Source organism: Maribacter sp. MJ134 (assembly GCF_003970695.1).
GTDB lineage: Bacteria > Bacteroidota > Bacteroidia > Flavobacteriales > Flavobacteriaceae > Maribacter.
On the sequence record NZ_CP034570.1, the window covers coordinates 3,372,977 to 3,390,718 of the forward strand.

Sequence of the window (17,742 nt, forward strand, 5' to 3'; positions counted from 1 at the left end):
TATTATCTTTATTTTTGCTTTTTGAGCACCGTAACTTTTGAGATTTTTTCATTTTGTACCTCGTAAATGAGAACCAGTTCTAGAGGCTTATCATTTCCGTTACGTCCTGTAATACTTTCATGGTCAATTATCTTATTTCCGAATACGGTACGTGTTATGATTTTGGAATGTAAATTGGGCGATGCTTCAAAAAGCGCAGCGTAAAATTCCTTACACGCTTGCCTACCTTTCATGGTCTCCACACCTTCTGAAAAATTGTGGAAGGTAACTTTAGGGTCAATAACCGACATAAATGCGTTGATATCCCTTTGGTTATAGGCTTCTAATTGGTTTTGAACTACCTGTTCCGGTGTCATTTTTTGGCTCATTAATTTTGATGTTGCACCGACTATGATCAGTATTAGAATTGAGACACTTCGTTGTAGCATCATGACAGGATAATTAATGCTATGGCAACTAGCGCTGGCAGTGCTTGTATATAGAAAATTTTCTTTGAAACACTGAACGCACCGTAGATACCTGCTACTACTACACAGCATAAAAAGAACAAGGATATATTATCCTTCCAAATGAGGTCTTCAATAAAAAAAGACCATACCAGTCCTGCGGCAAGAAATCCGTTATACAGTCCCTGATTGGCAGCCATAGACTTCGTAGGTTCAAACAATTCCTTTGGAAAATTCCGAAATATCTTGGGCCCTTTGGTCGTCCAAGCAAACATTTCGAACCAAAGAAAATAGAAATGTAAAAGGGCAACAACCGCTATTAAGAGACCACTAACTAATTTCATTTAAACTTCTTTTATAAAACGTTCGTCTACAGGCATTACCGTTGCGCAATTGTCGCAAGTCCTTAATTCTTTGGAACCATAGAAATGTTTAAAATGACTTAGAAAGTCTTTTTCTATATCGTTCAGTGTAAAATAGGCTTCATATAATTTATGGTTACAGTTATCGCAGAACCAAAGCAGTCCATCGTCTACATTCATGTGCGCCCTTTTGCGCTCAATAACCAGACCAATAGAACCTTCATGGCGTACGGGAGAGTGCGGCACTTTTGCAGGGTGCAAATACATATCTCCTGGTCCTAGTTGAAACGTTTTCTTTTGACGGTCTTCTTGAATGTGTACCTCTATTTGTCCTTCTAACTGATAAAAAAGTTCTTCCGTTTCGTTATAGTGATAGTCTTTTCTTGCATTAGGACCCGCCACGATCATAACGATATAATCACCGGCATCTTTATATAAGTTTTTATTGCCAACCGGGGGTTTTAGAGAATCACGATTCTCCTCAATCCATTTATCTAAATTAAAAGGGGCTCTTATACTCATGGGTTAATTTTAACGAAAGTTAAAAAAACCTTAGGGGCTAACCTAAAACGCAGGCATAAAAAAAGCCCTTGTTTACCAAAGGCTCTTTAATTATTTATGTCGTATATATTACCTGAAGAACATCTGAGTAAAGTACAAATTGCCACTATTATTTTCTTTTATACTTATGGCTGAATGTGTATAGTTACCTTCTAAACTCATCCTATGCGAAGGACTATCTACCCAAGCTTCTAAGACCTCTTGCATATCGTCATAATTTCTGGCTACATTCTCAGCAACATGAGAAGCTCCTGTTCTTTCAGCGATACCCTTTGCACGTTCGCCAAATTTAGCATGACTAACATTGTTTTGGGCTATCATATGGTCATTGTGTTGTCCTGCATAATAGTAAGTAGTGCTCTCAAAAGTCAATTCATTTAAACCAATGCTAACTCTGTAGTTGTTGACTAGGTCAAAAAGTTCTGCTTCCAATGCCGTGTGGCTACCTGAAGAAATTTCTAAATTCTCAGCGTTTAAGCCGGCATTGTTTTCTTCTGATAGAGGTTCTAATTCTTCTTTGGAACAAGAGCTAAAAACACTTAAGGTAATTACAAGTAAAAAGATAAATTTAAATTTCATGACTTGGGGGTACATTAATAAGTTATACAGTAAAAGTAACGTGGAAGACAAGGTTCTTGAGAAAATTATCTATATTGGTAAGGAAAAAATCGACGTGCTGTAAAATAAGTGTATATAGGGCCTAATCGGTGAACGGCTAGGTATTTTTCATCGCTAAAATTGTGTATTTTAAGGAGATTGTACCGTTTTGACCACCAAAAAACTCCGGTCGTCGATGATTGAAAAATTGACTAACCGACAGCTTGTATGAAAGTCTCGTTTAAAGAGTTTTAATGCCAAAATTGTCCTATTTTCTGTAGAACAGTTGCGTAAAATAGAAATTGCCGTTTTGGTCCTTTTTAACGCTCACAGCGGTATGGGTAAAATCACCCTCCATAGTTTTCTTGTGATTGACACTGTTATACCAACCTTCAAAGGCACCCTCAGCGGTATCATAGTTCTTAGCTACGTTTTCTGCAACTAGCTCCACGGCCTCTTCGGAGGCAATGCTCGAAGCTCTTGAGCTGAAGTTATCATGACTTAAACTACCCTTACTTATCATATAATCCGTATGGATGTTGGCATATTTATACGCTACAGCGCTGAACAGGAGCTTATTCATGTCCAAACTCGTTCTGTGGTCATTCACAATTTCCAATATTTCACTTTCCAGTAGAACTATATTGTCGGCCTCAACAATAGGCCCCTCTTCCAATGTGTCCGTAGTGCAGGAAGATAAAAACAATACAAATAAAACCGGGACTACATAAAGCAATCTCATTTTCATATATAGATTTATTTGTAAGCAGGCCGTTCAGCTTAGCGAAGTAGGTATGTAAGATGGGGTAATCCTATTTGTTCTCGTGTTGATAGGGGATATCAACAGTATAATATTAGATAAAATCACTTGAATTACCGTTGTATCTATTTATTTTTCGACGAAGGGTATCAAAACCAAGAACAACTACTTTCTTTGAGTTTTCAAAATTATACGTTGTGTTCCAAATCGGATTTAGCTTGCAACACGTAATCAAAGACAAAGGCTCCGAGGTCCTTCACAGGTTGGTACAAGGCAGATTCCTTTTTGAGCTCATCATCTACCAAGCCTATGTTTTCATTGATACGGTCAAAGAAAATTAGGAGCGCCCCAAGAATTACGGCCACTTTTAGGGCTCCAAAAAGAGCTCCGGCAATTTTGTTTAAAAGGCCGAGCATGGCAAAATTGGCAATTTTGGTTAAAAATTTACCGGCGGTATGAACGAGTATGACTATTAAAATAAAAGTGATTACAAATGCGGTAATACTGATGTAACGCTCATTCCAATCCATACGCTCATAAAGATAATCTCCAGTGATATAGGAAAAATGGATGGCTCCATAAATTCCGGCAATCAATGCTATTAAAGAGGCTATCTCCACGAAAAGACCATTTTTTAATCCCTTCCAGAGTCCCCAAAGAAGCAGTAGACCAAGGACGATATCTAAAAAATTCATTTCAAAAAGTGTTTTAACAAATATAGCGCTTTGATTAGTACCTTTGCTCGGCTACAGAAAATTCAAATAAGTAGAGACCATGGCCAGAGATGAGGAATTAAAGAATCGGTGGAAATCCTTAGTCGTTAAGCTTTCAAGTCAATTCGCTGACGGCGATGTCCTAGAGTTAGATGCCATAATTTATTTGGTAGGTGTTCAAGAACTTGGTCAATACCATCGAAAGTATAAGAAAGACGATAAATTGGACCTAATGCATATTGCAATATGCAGGTTGTTAGAACCCTATGGGTATTACGAATTCGATTTTTTTGACGAGGAAGGTTGGCCTCACTACAAGGTCAAGGAGGAACTTCCAACATTAAAGGCTGGTGAACAGGCTGTACTAATGAAACAAGCCATTGTAGAGTACTTCTTGGAAAAAGAGTTCATTCAATAGAATACCAAAAGCCGTATTCTTCTATTCAAAGACCAGTTAAGAAATAACACCCTTGAAACCTCCATTGACGGTCGTGTTTTTGACTAAAAAATCACTTTAACAAAACATTATATGCTACGCCAACGTTTGCGTTAATTTTGGCTTTGTGCAACTCGCTAATTCCCTGTATATTTAGTCGTTCAGGTTTATAAAATCACTGCCCCGAACGTACTAAAATCAAATCACAGATGAGTAAATACATTATTTCGTTAGATCAGGGAACAACAAGTTCTAGGGCCTTGCTTGTTGACCAAGAAGGTAAGATTCAGGGGATGGTTCAAAAGGAATTTAGACAGTTGTTTCCAAAATCCGGGTGGGTAGAACATGACGCCATGGAAATTTTGGAAACCCAATTGGGGGTTCTTCAAGAATTAATTGCAGAAAGTAAGGTTCAGCTGAAGAACATCAAGGGCATAGGAATTACCAATCAAAGGGAAACCACTGTAGTCTGGGATAAAAATACGGGGAAACCGATTTATAACGCCATTGTTTGGCAAGACAAACGAACAGCTGATATTTGTGAGGGTCTAAAAAAAGAAGGACTTACGGAGTATGTAAGGAAAACAACGGGTCTGGTGATAGACTCTTATTTTTCCGGCACTAAGGTAAAGTGGATCTTAGATCACGTAGAAGGGGCAAGAAGTAAGGCCGAAAAAGGAGATTTATTAATGGGAACCATAGATTCCTGGTTGGTCTGGAACATGTCTACCGACAAAAACCATGTAACGGATTATACCAACGCATCTAGAACCCTTATTTATGATATCGTAAATTTAAAATGGGACCATAAACTTTTAGAGGCTTTAGGCATTCCTAAGAGCATGCTCCCGGAAGTAAAACCTTCTGCCTATCATTTTGGTGATTATGAGATTGATGGGATAAAGATTCCAATAGCCGGTATTGCCGGTGATCAACAGGCAGCACTCTTTGGTCAGGGATGTTTTACAAAAGGAACGGCTAAGAACACTTACGGCACAGGATGTTTTATGTTAATGAACACCGGTGATAAGCCACAGTTCTCAAAAAATGGACTTTTAACAACTATAGGTTATGGATTAGATGGAAAGATAACCTACGCTCTAGAAGGAAGTATTTTCATTGCAGGCGCCGCAATACAGTGGTTACGAGACGGTTTAGAACTAATTAAGGACGCTAAGGAAACGGAAGCATTGGCAGACTCGGTGACCGGAGAAAGCTCGGTGTATGTGGTTCCTGCCTTTGCCGGATTAGGAGCTCCCTATTGGGATATGTACGCCCGCGGAGCCATTTTTGGATTAACTAGGGACACCGGAAAAGCACATATTGCCAAAGCCACGTTAGAGTCACTGGCGTATCAAACGAAGGATATCCTCAAAGCGATGGAGGACGATTCCGGCATTCAATTAGAAAATTTACGGGTAGATGGCGGTGCATGCGCAAATAATCATTTAATGCAGTTTCAAGCCGATATTCTGGATACCGAAGTTCACCGCCCGGAGGTAATAGAATCTACGGCCATGGGTGCCGCATTTTTAGCGGGTATTCAGGTTGGTCTTTGGACCCAATCGGATATAGATCAGAGCAGACCCATGAACAGGATTTTTAAACCCACTTTTGATCGGGTTAAACGCAAAAGACTCTATAAGAACTGGCAGAAAGCTGTGGAGCGCACCAAAGGTTGGGAAGAAAGCTAAGGAAGATTCTCCTACGATTAAATAATCACAAAATTTCCTATTTCAAAAAATATAACAAGCTATGAAAAGTGTTGAATTTTCTAACCTGAAAAGGAATGAAACCATTGCCAAACTTAAGAAGGATAATTTTGACCTTGTAGTCATTGGTGGCGGAATAACAGGCGGTGGTATTGCCTTGGACGCCGCTTCAAGGGGCTTAAAAGTAGCGCTAGTGGAGAAAAATGATTTTGCCTCAGGAACTAGCAGTAAATCCACCAAACTCATCCATGGAGGACTGCGCTATTTAAAGCAATTCGATTTTTGGTTGGTAAAGGAAGTAGGTTCGGAAAGGGCCATAGTTCACAAATTAGCACCGCACTTGGTGCTACCAGAAAAAATGCTTTTGCCCTTAATAGAAAATGGCTCGTACGGTAAATGGCTCACTTCCATCGGTTTAAAGGTATACGATATTTTAGCGCAAGTGACCGGGGACGACAAAAGAAAAATGTTGGAGAAGAAAGAAGCCCTTAAGTTAGAACCTTTGCTTCCCAAAAAAATACTTAAGGGGGCAGGGTATTACGCAGAATACAGAACGGATGATGCCCGTCTCACCATTGAGAACATTAAAACAAGTTTACAGTATGGCGCTACCGCTTTGAACTACGGTTCTGTGACCGACTTTATCTATAAAGATAAAAGGATTGCTGGAGTTACGGTCAAGGATGAACTTTCCGATGAGACCTTTACAATCAACTCAAAGTATGTCATTAGTGCCGCCGGACCATGGGTAGATGAGTTAAGAAGTGTCAATAATTCCAAAAAAGGAAAACGTTTGCATTTAACCAAAGGCGTTCATCTGGTGTTCCCTAAGGAAAAGCTCCCCGTAAAGCAATCCGTGTACTTTGATATCCCGGATGGTAGAATGATGTTTGCCATTCCCAGGGGAAAGGTAACCTACGTAGGCACTACGGACACTAATTTTAACTTGGACAAAGACAGGGTACGAACAGATTTGGCAGATGCCATTTATTTGCTCTCCGCGGTAAACAATATGTTTCCAAAAATTAATTTGGAGATGGAAGATATCGTTTCCTCATGGGCGGGCCTTAGACCTTTAATTCATGAAGAGGGCAAGTCTGCCTCGGAACTCTCACGGAAAGATGAAATTTTTACTTCGGATACGGGTCTTATCAGTATTGCAGGCGGCAAACTTACCGGCTATCGCAAGATGGCAGAACGTGTAGTTGATCGTATCGCCAAAATGCTAGAGGAAGACCATCAAAAAGAGCTTAAACCATGTACCACGGACACCATCCCCCTATGTGGAAATGAATTCAAAAAGTTTAAGCACGTAAAGAAGTATATTGCCACCATTTTTGACCGCATTAAGGCAGATGGCTTTACGGAACACGATGCTTGGTTCTTGGTCACTAACTATGGGAAGCAGACGGAGACCATTTTAGGGTATTACGAGAAAAGAACGGAAAAGGATAATGTTACAAGAATGGTCCTTGCCGAACTCCAATTTGGTATTGCTTATGAAATGGTTCAAGATCCAATGGATTTCTTTATTAGAAGAACAGGTAGGCTCTATTTTGATATTGATAGCGTAAGGCAATTTATGGAACCAGTGCTTCAAGAACTACAAACGGTGTATAAAGTAGACGATACCCAAGTATTGAAATGGAAACAAACTTTAATGGAAGAACTAAAAGAACATTCGGATTTTTCTATGGAGAGGGTTTAGTTCTTAATATTTCTTACGTCATAGCAGAATTTAAATTAATAGATTAAACGAGGCATCATTTCTGATTAAGTGGTGAGGTTACTAAATTTAGGAGAACATCCTATCGCATTGAATTATTTGGAGAAGATAACTATCCTCTAAATCATTATGTTTTTATTAGAAAAGCTTGTATGAAACTATTTCTTCGAAAATTCATTTACTATCTTTAATACACAGGATATTTTTTGTCAAATCATATTTCTGCATTACTTAGAATACTGTAAAATAAGGTTGTACGGAATTTAGAGATGTATTTGTTTTATTTCGATTTAAAACGAAAACTTACTGTTTTAATGGCTAAGAAGTTCTTTTTTGCGTTCATTATCGCTAATATATTTTTAGTTGTAACCTTGACTAGCGCACAAAATCCTTTTGAAAATGAAACTGAGATATTTTCCAATGCTGCCGATGCTGAAAAAATATACCTGCAGCTTTCTGGAACTACTTTTAACAATTCTGAAACGATTTGGTTCAAAGCCATTGTTACAGATGTTTTTGACCACAAGCCTACAACAAAAAGTAGCGTACTTCACGTAGAATTAATTGACCCATTGGATAATCGGATAGTTGATAAAAATCTTTTAAAGATTAGTGGCGGTCTCTCGAGTGGTTTTTTTCAATTGTATTCAAGCTACACAGAAGGAAAATACATTATTAGGGCATACACGGAATGGAACAAAAACTTTGGTTCTGACTTTATTAGTTCTGTACCTATTCAAATATACCAACTTCAAAAAGTTGATGGCGAATCCGACCCCATTCAAGATATAGTTTTTGCAAAAGATTTAAATTCCAGCACGTTTTCTTTGTCATCTAATATTGCCATCAAGGAGTTGGACACATTACACACGGGTGACGCCATGCTATATATGAACTGGAAAGGTGGTAGAGATTCTATTCTGTTAAAATCAAAAAGCCTAAAATCCAAGATTAATATTAAACATAGTGTTCCGATAGAGACACCTATAGTAAGTTATCGCTTGCATACTAAAAACGAAGTGTTCACAAAATCCGTAGTGCTTAACGATGAATACGGATCGTTGCAGTTTTTTCCTGAAGGAGGTTCTTTGATTGGGGGTCTTCAGAGTGTAATGGGCTTCAAGTTTTTAGATTATAAGGGAAAAGGGACAGAAATTGAAGGAACTATTGTAGATGGTAATGGCGTTCATGTAGCTGATTTTAAAAGTAATATTCTCGGAATGGGTAAAGTAACCTTTATCCCGGAATCGGAACAGACTTATTACGGTATTTTGAGAACCAAAAGTGGAACTACTTTCAAGTACAAACTTCCTGCGGTTAGAGAAAAGGGTCAGGTTTTGAGCTTAATTCAAAAAGATTCAATTAAAGAGTTAAGAATTTGGAATAAAGAAAAGAATCAGGATAGTCTATTTGTAAAGTTTTTTAGTAGAGGTAAGAATCTTTTTCTAATTAAAGCGAGATTTGGTAATGGTATGTTTTCATATAAGATTACACCAAAAAATTTACCACAAGGCGTCATTGGGCTTACTGTTTTCGATAAATTTTATAGACCTATTGCGGAGCGTCACTTTTTCAATGAAAAGAACGAAGAAAATTTGAGCATAAGCGTTGAGATGGATAGAGATTGGTATTCTAGACGAGATAGTGCTCAGGTAGCTATAATAACTAAGTTTAAAAATCACCCTGTATCTGCGTCAGTATCTGTTATGGCTGTTGACTCTAGTTTCTTTTGCACTACCAATTTGGAAAGAAAAAATATTATCTCCTACTTTTTGTTACAGTCTGATATTAAGGGAGAAGTTGAAAACCCCTCATACTATTTTGAAAGCAACAAGAATTTGTCTGAACTGGATTACCTGATGTTAACCCAAGGCTGGACTAATTATAAATACCGGGAGAACAAAAAGCCAAGATTGTTTAATGCCCAAAAAGGTTTGGAGGTCACAGGGACTGTCACTAATTTCCAGAAGGTAAGCAAAAGAGACGAATCAAATAAAAACAGATACGAGTTAAATATGCTCGTAATGGGAGAACCTATGAAGGCTTATGTTCAAGAAACCGATAGTTTGGGCCGTTTCAAATTTACATTGGGCGAGAGCTATGGACTTGGTAGAAATTTTGTGATACAGCCTACTGAAGTGAGCAATAAAATAGATGATTTAAAAATCAATATTAATAAATATAAATCCCCTGAAATATCCTATGAAATCGAAAAACTTATTGTTCCTATAGATAGTATTGCAGAGACGATAATGACTAAAAAAATAAGGGAAGATATTAGGCTAGATCCTATACTATCGTCAAATACCATAGCTCTAAATGAAGTAGTAGTGAGTGATTACAAAATTACGCCTGAACGCGCAAACATGGTTGAATTGCATGGAATACCTGACGTGGTCATCGAAAATGATGAGTTAGTAAGTAAGCAAGAGAAATGGACAAATAAACTATACAGATGGCTGCTTTTTAATTATCCGGAGGATATACGTGTTAAACGGTTTGGTAATGGGCAAGGATTTGAATTAGCTTATGTTCATAGTGCAGACTGGACCTACGTTGTCATTGATGGTATACCCGTACACGAGGAAGATTATAGGCTCATAGGAACTATTCCAGTCAGGACGGTTAAAAGTGCTGAAATTATTAGAAATACGGCAACTGCTAATAGATATCACAGTCAAGTCTTTAATTGCTACCCTATATGTCCACCACCACCGTTTCCTGCTATACTTGCCATTTACACGTATTCTGGACAGGGATTAAATGGTGCCTTCCCAAAAATTAAAAGAACCAACCTTATAAATGATACGGCGCCTCAGTACTCTGTAACACGAGAATATTATAGTCCCGAATATCATGAACCCTCAAAGATAGATTGGAGTGTTCCTGACAGACGTACATTACTATACTGGAAGCCGGATATTCTTACCAATAGTAATGGTGAAGCGAAGACAACTTTTTTCAATGGTGATATTTCAGGGAAGATGATGCTTATCGTTGAGGGATTTACCTCAAGTGGACATTTGGGATATTCAGAATTATCGTATGAAATTGATAAACCTTGAACACAATATAAGATCTATTTTCCTGAAAAAAGATATTATGTGAAGGACTTGAATCGAATTATTACAATATAATCTGGGTTTTTATTCTGCTAACCTTCAATCCAATTTATCCGTCAATTTTTTAAAGAGCTTTTTAGCATTGCCATTCTTATATAGAATTTCGTAGACCGTATCTATAATCGGGGTCTTTGATTTTTTCTTATGCTTTTGGTTTAATTGATAGGCACTTTTGGTAGCATAATATCCTTCTGCCACCATACTCATTTCCATTTGGGCGCTTTTTACGGTGTATCCCTTACCGATCATATTCCCGAACATTCGGTTGCGGCTAAAGGTAGAATATCCAGTGACCAAAAGATCGCCAAGATAGGCAGAATTGTTAATGTTCCGTTTCATCTTGTGCACGCGTTTAATAAAGCGTTTCATCTCCCGTATGGCGTTACTCATTAAAACACTCTGAAAGTTATCCCCATATCCCAAGCCGTGGGCAATCCCTGCGGCAATGGCATAAATGTTTTTGAGCATGGCAGCGTATTCCGTACCTATGATATCATCGGATATTTTAGTTTTAATATAGTCGCTGGCTAACGCATTGGCTACCGTTTTTGCTTTGTCCGCATCTGCGCAGGCTAAGGTTAAATAGGAAAGTCGTTCTAAGGCCACCTCCTCCGCATGGCACGGTCCCGTGATTACCCCAATATTTTCAAAAGGAATTTTATATTGTTCGTGAAAATGTTCGCCAACGATTAAACCGGTCTCTGGCACTATGCCCTTGATTGCGGAGAAAATGATTTTATCGGTTAAAGGAACCTCTAGCTTTTGCAACTCGCTATCTAGAAACGCTGAGGGTATCGCGAAAATAAGGATATCCGCATTGGTAATGGTATGGTTTATATCCGTGGTAACATTGAGCAGGTCTGTACGGAACTCTACCGAACTAAGGTAGTTGGGATTATGTTGATGCGTTTTAATATGTTCTACCGCATCAGCATTACGCATATACCAACCCACATGATGTTGGTTTTCCGTTAACATCTTTACAATTGCAGTTGCCCAACTACCGCCACCAAGTACGGCAAATTTCTTCGTTTTCATCATCCGTATAAATATCTACTCAAAATTACCAAATTAAAAACTTCAGATTATGTACTGATAATCAAACGATTATACAAATTGGCACGGTGATTGTTTTCTAATAACAGAATCAAAAAACCAGAGGAGATGAAAAAGATAAAACTACTATTTGGATATGTGTTGATGGCCACACTATTGGTTTCCTGTTATGCAGATGTTATCGTAGCCGATGATTTTATTGAAGAATCGGCGTTTAATACGGATCAGGTACTACAGTCCTATGACTTGTGGTATGTAGATATCAATGAAACCCAGGGAAATGGGGAAGTTCCTTTCTTACAGCGGGCCTTCACCATAAGTTTTAATGGCGGTGCGGTATATGCCAACAACAATATTGTTGGTATTGGTAAAACAGGAAACGGAATAGGGATTGATGTCGGTTTTTACAGCACACTAAGAGGGGTGGTAGAGATTGAGCACGATGTGGATGGCACTTGGTTTTTAGAAGTATACGCCGCCAACGGTAACACTATAGAACTGTATGACCCAAGATCGGACACTTCTTATTTTCTACGTGGATTTCAACGCAATAATTTTGACTATGATCAAGTATTCTATGACAACATCAATTACTTTATTCAGGAGTACGATGTATGGGAGAAAGTTTATACGAGCGAAGAAGGAGCTATCAATGACTTTGACGACGAAAACTTCCTGCAATTTTTACCTACCTTCTTTAGGTCTTCGGTAGATGGTTCAGGAACACCCATAAGTCAGCTACAGTGGGATTTTGAAGGAGACTACCAAGTTTATGATATTGCTAACGACAATTCGCTAAAAGCTTTGACCTTGGATTATGATTTTATGGGCGATGATTATTTTGAGCTTTATGTTATCAATGATACGACTATAGAATTGTACCATCCGGATAGCGAAACGGTATATGAATTTAGGGGTAGGGGTTATCAGCAGTATTTAAAATCGGGAAAAGGTAAGGTAGACAAGAAAAGAATAAAAACTGACAATCCTACGATGAACGTAAAGCGAAAACGAAAATAATAGTAAGAACAATGGTAATAACCGTTTTGGAAGAAGTTCCGAAACGGTTTTTATGGTGTCACTTCTGTACCCCTTCCATAATTATGGTGTCCAGAGGTGTATTTTCGTTTGTGTGAAGTACAGAAATATCCCCAGTGGTTTCAAATACAACGGCCTTTACCTGTTTAAGGTTTAGTACATTGGCTTCCCTTAATTTTCCCATTAAATCAGATTTGCTTACTAAGGCCTTTTGCATATTTGCTTCGAGTATGTGTTCTCCGTCCATTAATAATATTGGTGTATTGGTTACTACTTTTTCGGCCTTTTTGGAACTACTTAAAAGTTTAGCGAACACTATTTGCAAAATGGCTAGTATGGCAACGGAAACCAGAGCGGGGATGAAGTTGCTTTCGGGTTTATTAACAGCATCGGCCAGAATGGAGCCCATGGCAATGGTGATGGCAAAATCCAGACTGGTCATTTTTGCAAAGGTCCGCTTCCCGGCCAATCGGGTAACCAGAAGTAAGTAAAGGTAAATAAGCACTCCGGCCAATAGCATTTGTAGTATGGTCGTAAGGGAAATCGTTTCAAAGATTTTCATGTTTTTCGTATCAATAATTGGGTGTATAGTTTAATTCACTTTAAACTATCATATTAGGGAATAGATATTAGCCCATTTCAATTAATTCGTAACGTATCCACTAAAATTAAAAACCAGCTACTCATTCTTGAACACTTTTTTAAATTCGGACGGGTTTTGTCCCGTTACTTTTTTAAAGCTTCGATTAAAATAAGACAGACTCTCAAAACCACACTCATAACAAGTTTCGCTCACGTTCTTTCCAGAGAGCAATAATCGTTTTGCCTGGCTAATACGGTATTGGTTTAAGAAGGAGATAAAAGTACTTCCGGTGGTTTTCTTAAAATACCTACAGAATGCCTCTTTTGTTAAATTACAAGTTGCCGCTACTTCGGTTAGCCCAATCTTTTCGTGATATCGTTCATCTATTAGGGCATAAATTTTACGCAATCTTTTTTGCTCTTTCTTATTGTATTTATTTACGAAGGGTTTGGTGTGCAGTAGTTCAAACTCTGCACTCTCAGAAAGTTTTTTAAGAATGGTAATAACTTTCATGAAGAAGGCGAAGGGTTCCAAAAGGTGTAGTGTTTTTAGAAGTGCTCCGATTTCCTTTTTAGTTTCTCCGTAAAACGCAATGCCGTATTTGGAGAGTTCCAACAAACGATCTATTTGCTTTAGTTCGGGTAGGGCATCAAGCGTACTATCCTTAAAAGCTGGTTTTATGTGCAATACTTCTTTTCTATAACTGGTAGTAACGCCATGATCAAAATTAAGGTGGGGAATATTTGCACCGATGAGCACCAGATCAGAACCCTGAAATTCTGAGATATGATTCCCTACATGTCGTTTTGCGGAGGCACCCTCAATATAGACCAACTCCAATTCCGGATGAAAATGCCAGTAAAAAAGATGGTTCAGTTTGGGGTCATGAAGCAACTTAAAAGGACTTTTAGAATCCGGCGCTATAGTTTCTAATTGAATTTTCATGGGGTGTTCGGGGTATGGCTAAATTTCTAGGAATACTATAAAGTATAACAAAAATGACTAAAAAATACGAATATTGGATATTATATATCAATATAGTTCAAATTCGTATCAATATCAAGGTGGTTTACCGTTAGGAATAGGTATAGTTTTACATCATCAATTTGAAGTATTTAAATCAGTAATGTTATGGAACGAACAAAAACTAAAGTAGAAATGGCCAATAAGGCGCATAAAGAAATTCCGGGGAATCCGTCTACCGCAACAAGTAGTAAGCAACACTTAAATGACCGTTCCAATGGAAAACCGTTACGGGTGTTGAGTGAGGAAGATTGGAAGTTTTGGAAGCATAACGGCTACATCGTAATAAAAAATGCCGTACCTGCGGAACAGGCTAAGGAAACGGCAGATTTTCTCTGGGAATTTGATGAAAAGGACCCCAATGATAAAACCACTTGGTATGCCCCACCTAGGGCAGAAATGCAGATGAAAGAATTGACAGGAACGGGGATGGTAGAGGTTTATAACCATCAACTGTTATGGAACAACAGACAGACCCAACGGGTATATGATGCTTTTGTAGATGTCTGGGGAACGGAGAAATTGTGGGTCACCATTGACCGAGCCAACTTAAATTTTCCCTTACCTCCGGGAGTGGACAAAAAAGGCTTCATTCATTGGGATTATGATCCGGAAACAAGACCGCAGAACGTTCAAGGTGTTTTGGCACTAGCTGACCAAGAAGATGAAAATATGGGAGGCTTCCAGTGCATACCTTGGTTGTACAGAAATTATGATACATGGAAATTGACCCAACCAGAGGATAGGGACCACTTTCAGCCAGATATCTCGGATTTGGAAGATAAAATCGTTAAAGTGAAAATGCAGGCGGGCGACTTACTCATTTTTAATAGTACCGAACCACACGGTATTAGACCTAACAAGTCAGCGGAAAAGGTGCGTATTGCGCAATATATTTCCATGATGCCGGCAGAGGAAGATAATCAAGCACTAAAGGATTGGCGCGTTAATTCTTGGAAGAATAGAACTGCACCAGAAGGCTATGCTTTCCCAGGAGATCCTCGTAATTGGGAGCAAACAAAATACGATACCGCAACACTTACGGATTTAGGAAAGAAACTACTGGGGTTAAACCAATGGTAGAAATTGTATTCAACAACACGGAGTATTTATGCTATCAAGTTTAAGTTATCTGGATATTATCATTATCCTTGCCTATTTTGGTATTATTTTATGGATTGCCCAATGGGCCTCAAAAAGTAAATCAGCTTCCGGGAGTGCTATTGATTATTTTTTGGCGGGGAAGAGCTCAGGGTGGCTGGTGATAGGAGCATCGCTCTTTGCATCGAATATTGGTTCCGAAATCATTTTAGGCGTTTCGGGAGCAGGTGCACGTGGAAACATGCCCATGGCCAACTTTGAGATAATTGCCGCTCTGGTCTTAATACTTTTAGGTTGGGTATTTGTACCCTTTTACTTGAGGACCGGGGTGTATACCATGCCAGAGTTTCTAGAAAAAAGATATTCTAAAGCATGTAGAAGTTACCTCTCTGTCATTTCTATTTTGGCCTATGTCATCACCAAAATTTCCTTAATCATCTTTGCAGGTGCGCTGGTCTTCGAAACGATTGGTATTCCCTTCTGGACAGGAGCTATAATTACCGTCATAGCAACAGGTTTTTATACGGTTTTAGGCGGACTCAAAGCTGTGATCTATACCGATATGGTACAGGCTTTTATCCTTTTGATTGGCACTATAGCGGTTACCGCTTTTGGACTTTACGCCTTAGGCGGATGGGATCATATGATAGATGTTCTCGTTACTGCGTCCGGTCAGGAAGGGAATCCTCCAAAGGAAGATTTTTTCAACCTATGGCGTCCCATGGCAGATACGGAATATCCTTGGACGGGAATGCTTTTTGGCGCACCCATTCTGGGGGTCTGGTACTGGTGTACCGATCAATACATCGTGCAGCGTACACTTTCTGCTAAAGACGTCAGCAATGCCAGAAAAGGGGCTTTGTTCGCTGGATATTTAAAACTACTCCCGGTATTTATATTTTTTATTCCAGGCGTGATCGCCTATGCTCTGTTGCAAGAAGGTGCTATTGATTTTTCAATGGAGAATGCAGACCAGGCACTACCCGCCATGATCAATGGGTTTTTACCCTCGGGCTTAAAAGGCTTGGCCATCGCCGGACTTTTAGCCGCGCTGATGAGCTCGCTCTCTTCCGCATTCAACTCTAGTTCTACCTTATTGACTATCGATTTTTATCAGAAGTATAGACCAAGTGCAACGCAAAAAGACTTGGTGCGTTTTGGCCGTGTAGCTACTATTGTTTTAGTAATCGTAAGCCTAGGCTGGATTCCATTTATGAAAGCTTTAATGGGTGGGGGTATTTTTCATTACCTACAGAGTGTGCAAGCCTATATCTCTCCTCCAATTGCTGCGGTTTTCCTCTTTGGTCTGTTCTATAAATGGATCAACGCCAAAGGGGCCATTGTATCCTTATGGGTAGGCTTTGTAATAGGGGTTTTTAGACTGGTGGCGGAATTTTTGAGCAATGAAGGCACTATTCAGGTTACGGAAGGGTCTCTATTAGGTGTTTTTCTAGGAATCAACTTTTTACATTTTGCCCTGTTCTTATTTATTTTCTGTGCCGTGATATTGATGGTCGTAAGTAAACTAGGTACGCCACAGGATGCTGCGGTGCTAGAGCTGGTAACTTTTCAAAGGCGTTCACAACGGGCAAGTTTTAAATGGTCCACGGATGTTACTTTAACGGTGATATTAATAGCGCTCGTACTTGTTTTATGGTGGTTGTTCAGTGCTTGGGGAATTGCAAATTAGCTTGAAAAAGGAATAGAATGGATTTACAATTAAGGAATAGAACGGCCTTTATTTCCGGGTCAACTGCCGGTATAGGTTACGCTGTGGCCAGAATATTGGTAGGGGAAGGAGCAACGGTAATCTTAAACGGTAGAACACAAGAAAAACTAGGGTTGGCGGTACAGCAACTACAGGATGAGTTCCCTAAGGAAACCATACTTGGACTACCTGCAGATTTCAGCAAGGTGTCAGAGGTAGAGCGATTGCTGAAAAAACTACCGGATATTGATATTTTGGTGAATAATGTTGGGATTTATAGAGCAGCTTCATTTTTTGAAGCCACGGATGACGATTGGCAACAACAATTTGAAATTAATGTGATGAGCGGTGTACGTTTATCCAGAACCATATTACCAAGAATGATGACCAATAATTGGGGGCGTATTTTATTCATTTCCAGCGAATGTGCCACTTTGGTACCCGAGGATTTAATTCCGTATAGCATGACCAAAACTGCGCTTTTAGCCGTTTCACGGGGATTGGCACAGCTCACTAAAGGTACCGGGGTAACGGTGAATAGTGTTTTACCGGGGTCCACTTTATCCGAGGGAGCGGAACAATTCTTAGAAAATACGGCACGTAAGGAAGGTAAAACAAAAGATGAAATAGCGTCTGCTTTTTTCTCGGAGGTAAGAACATCTTCTTTATTACAGCGCTTTGCAGGGCTTGATGAGGTGGCCAATACCATTGCCTATTTGGCAAGTCCCCTTTCTTCCGCAACGAACGGTGCCGCTATTAAGGTAGATGGCGGTAGTATGGGCGGAATTTTATGATTCA

At 39.1% G+C, this 17,742-nt stretch carries 17 protein-coding genes; 8 read left to right on the forward strand and 9 right to left on the reverse strand.

The genetic code is table 11. The annotated features are described in order from the left end of the window. Positions 1-8: 8 nt before the first annotated feature. The 6 genes from EJ994_RS14570 to EJ994_RS14595 form a co-directional block, all read right to left on the reverse strand. Positions 9-431, reverse strand: coding sequence for a nuclear transport factor 2 family protein (locus EJ994_RS14570; RefSeq protein WP_241240797.1), 423 nt, complete (start codon positions 429-431; stop codon positions 9-11). Beyond that, positions 428-790, reverse strand: coding sequence for a DUF1304 domain-containing protein (locus EJ994_RS14575; RefSeq protein ID WP_126593152.1), 363 nt, complete (start codon positions 788-790; stop codon positions 428-430). The genes EJ994_RS14570 and EJ994_RS14575 overlap by 4 nt, the downstream gene beginning before the upstream one ends. Continuing rightward, positions 791-1,330: a 3-hydroxyanthranilate 3,4-dioxygenase gene (locus EJ994_RS14580; protein WP_126593153.1), complete on the reverse strand. Its 540-nt coding sequence runs from the start codon at positions 1,328-1,330 to the stop codon at positions 791-793. A 108-nt stretch (positions 1,331-1,438) separates the two neighbouring features. Next, positions 1,439-1,963 carry a CAP domain-containing protein gene (locus tag EJ994_RS14585; RefSeq protein WP_126593154.1) on the reverse strand — a complete coding sequence of 175 codons (525 nt, stop codon included), beginning with the start codon at positions 1,961-1,963 and terminating at the stop codon, positions 1,439-1,441. Positions 1,964-2,234: 271 nt separating this feature from the next. Then, on the reverse strand, positions 2,235-2,714 hold the full coding sequence (locus EJ994_RS14590; protein WP_126593155.1) for a CAP domain-containing protein: 480 nt from the start codon (positions 2,712-2,714) through the stop codon (positions 2,235-2,237). Positions 2,715-2,914: 200 nt separating this feature from the next. Further along, positions 2,915-3,421, reverse strand: a complete 507-nt coding sequence (locus tag EJ994_RS14595; protein WP_126593156.1) for a CvpA family protein — start codon at positions 3,419-3,421, stop codon at positions 2,915-2,917. 79 nt (positions 3,422-3,500) lie between these two features. On the opposite strand from EJ994_RS14595, the gene EJ994_RS14600 reads away from it, so the two are divergent. The 4 genes from EJ994_RS14600 to EJ994_RS14615 all read left to right on the forward strand — a co-directional run bounded on the left by EJ994_RS14600 (position 3,501) and on the right by EJ994_RS14615 (position 10,378). Then, positions 3,501-3,857, forward strand: coding sequence for a hypothetical protein (locus EJ994_RS14600; protein ID WP_126593157.1), 357 nt, complete (start codon positions 3,501-3,503; stop codon positions 3,855-3,857). A gap of 227 nt (positions 3,858-4,084) precedes the next feature. Then, positions 4,085-5,569, forward strand: a complete 1,485-nt coding sequence (gene glpK / locus EJ994_RS14605; protein WP_126593158.1) for a glycerol kinase GlpK — start codon at positions 4,085-4,087, stop codon at positions 5,567-5,569. Between the two features lie 61 nt (positions 5,570-5,630). Next, on the forward strand, positions 5,631-7,295 hold the full coding sequence (locus EJ994_RS14610; RefSeq protein WP_126593159.1) for a glycerol-3-phosphate dehydrogenase/oxidase: 1,665 nt from the start codon (positions 5,631-5,633) through the stop codon (positions 7,293-7,295). A 332-nt stretch (positions 7,296-7,627) separates the two neighbouring features. Beyond that, the gene (locus tag EJ994_RS14615; RefSeq protein WP_126593160.1) at positions 7,628-10,378 is read left to right on the forward strand and encodes a hypothetical protein; all 2,751 of its coding nucleotides are present in this window, start codon (positions 7,628-7,630) and stop codon (positions 10,376-10,378) included. A 96-nt stretch (positions 10,379-10,474) separates the two neighbouring features. Here the strand turns inward: EJ994_RS14615 and EJ994_RS14620 are convergent, their stop codons facing one another. Beyond that, positions 10,475-11,476 carry an NAD(P)H-dependent glycerol-3-phosphate dehydrogenase gene (locus EJ994_RS14620; RefSeq protein ID WP_164721480.1) on the reverse strand — a complete coding sequence of 334 codons (1,002 nt, stop codon included), beginning with the start codon at positions 11,474-11,476 and terminating at the stop codon, positions 10,475-10,477. A gap of 123 nt (positions 11,477-11,599) precedes the next feature. On the opposite strand from EJ994_RS14620, the gene EJ994_RS14625 reads away from it, so the two are divergent. Then, positions 11,600-12,511 carry a nicotinic acid mononucleotide adenyltransferase gene (locus tag EJ994_RS14625; RefSeq protein WP_126593161.1) on the forward strand — a complete coding sequence of 304 codons (912 nt, stop codon included), beginning with the start codon at positions 11,600-11,602 and terminating at the stop codon, positions 12,509-12,511. Positions 12,512-12,569: 58 nt separating this feature from the next. Here the strand turns inward: EJ994_RS14625 and EJ994_RS14630 are convergent, their stop codons facing one another. Beyond that, positions 12,570-13,091, reverse strand: coding sequence for a DUF421 domain-containing protein (locus EJ994_RS14630; RefSeq protein ID WP_126593162.1), 522 nt, complete (start codon positions 13,089-13,091; stop codon positions 12,570-12,572). 117 nt (positions 13,092-13,208) lie between these two features. Continuing rightward, positions 13,209-14,057, reverse strand: coding sequence for an AraC family transcriptional regulator (locus tag EJ994_RS14635; RefSeq protein WP_126593163.1), 849 nt, complete (start codon positions 14,055-14,057; stop codon positions 13,209-13,211). A 186-nt stretch (positions 14,058-14,243) separates the two neighbouring features. On the opposite strand from EJ994_RS14635, the gene EJ994_RS14640 reads away from it, so the two are divergent. The 3 genes from EJ994_RS14640 to EJ994_RS14650 are packed head-to-tail and all read left to right on the forward strand — an operon-like array spanning position 14,244 to position 17,738. Continuing rightward, entirely contained in the window at positions 14,244-15,218 is a 975-nt protein-coding gene (locus EJ994_RS14640; protein WP_126593164.1) for a phytanoyl-CoA dioxygenase family protein, read from the forward strand. A 28-nt stretch (positions 15,219-15,246) separates the two neighbouring features. Then, a complete protein-coding gene (locus tag EJ994_RS14645; protein ID WP_126593165.1) occupies positions 15,247-16,926 on the forward strand; it encodes a sodium:solute symporter in 1,680 nt (559 codons plus the stop codon). A gap of 17 nt (positions 16,927-16,943) precedes the next feature. Continuing rightward, positions 16,944-17,738 carry an SDR family NAD(P)-dependent oxidoreductase gene (locus tag EJ994_RS14650; RefSeq protein ID WP_126593166.1) on the forward strand — a complete coding sequence of 265 codons (795 nt, stop codon included), beginning with the start codon at positions 16,944-16,946 and terminating at the stop codon, positions 17,736-17,738. The last annotated feature ends 4 nt before the right edge of the window (positions 17,739-17,742 follow it).

What these genes read in the sequence shown, in the direction of transcription:
- EJ994_RS14630 (WP_126593162.1), bottom strand. Translation starts at nt 13,091, where the DNA reads ATGAAAATCTTTGAAACGATTTCCCTTACGACCATACTACAAATGCTA.
- EJ994_RS14590 (WP_126593155.1), bottom strand. Translation starts at nt 2,714, where the DNA reads ATGAAAATGAGATTGCTTTATGTAGTCCCGGTTTTATTTGTATTGTTT.
- EJ994_RS14645 (WP_126593165.1), top strand. Translation starts at nt 15,247, where the DNA reads ATGCTATCAAGTTTAAGTTATCTGGATATTATCATTATCCTTGCCTAT.
- EJ994_RS14635 (WP_126593163.1), bottom strand. Translation starts at nt 14,057, where the DNA reads ATGAAAATTCAATTAGAAACTATAGCGCCGGATTCTAAAAGTCCTTTT.
- EJ994_RS14625 (WP_126593161.1), top strand. Translation starts at nt 11,600, where the DNA reads ATGAAAAAGATAAAACTACTATTTGGATATGTGTTGATGGCCACACTA.
- EJ994_RS14600 (WP_126593157.1), top strand. Translation starts at nt 3,501, where the DNA reads ATGGCCAGAGATGAGGAATTAAAGAATCGGTGGAAATCCTTAGTCGTT.
- EJ994_RS14615 (WP_126593160.1), top strand. Translation starts at nt 7,628, where the DNA reads ATGGCTAAGAAGTTCTTTTTTGCGTTCATTATCGCTAATATATTTTTA.
- EJ994_RS14575 (WP_126593152.1), bottom strand. Translation starts at nt 790, where the DNA reads ATGAAATTAGTTAGTGGTCTCTTAATAGCGGTTGTTGCCCTTTTACAT.
- EJ994_RS14595 (WP_126593156.1), bottom strand. Translation starts at nt 3,421, where the DNA reads ATGAATTTTTTAGATATCGTCCTTGGTCTACTGCTTCTTTGGGGACTC.
- EJ994_RS14570 (WP_241240797.1), bottom strand. Translation starts at nt 431, where the DNA reads ATGATGCTACAACGAAGTGTCTCAATTCTAATACTGATCATAGTCGGT.
- EJ994_RS14610 (WP_126593159.1), top strand. Translation starts at nt 5,631, where the DNA reads ATGAAAAGTGTTGAATTTTCTAACCTGAAAAGGAATGAAACCATTGCC.
- EJ994_RS14650 (WP_126593166.1), top strand. Translation starts at nt 16,944, where the DNA reads ATGGATTTACAATTAAGGAATAGAACGGCCTTTATTTCCGGGTCAACT.
- EJ994_RS14580 (WP_126593153.1), bottom strand. Translation starts at nt 1,330, where the DNA reads ATGAGTATAAGAGCCCCTTTTAATTTAGATAAATGGATTGAGGAGAAT.
- EJ994_RS14585 (WP_126593154.1), bottom strand. Translation starts at nt 1,963, where the DNA reads ATGTACCCCCAAGTCATGAAATTTAAATTTATCTTTTTACTTGTAATT.
- EJ994_RS14640 (WP_126593164.1), top strand. Translation starts at nt 14,244, where the DNA reads ATGGAACGAACAAAAACTAAAGTAGAAATGGCCAATAAGGCGCATAAA.
- glpK (WP_126593158.1), top strand. Translation starts at nt 4,085, where the DNA reads ATGAGTAAATACATTATTTCGTTAGATCAGGGAACAACAAGTTCTAGG.
- EJ994_RS14620 (WP_164721480.1), bottom strand. Translation starts at nt 11,476, where the DNA reads ATGATGAAAACGAAGAAATTTGCCGTACTTGGTGGCGGTAGTTGGGCA.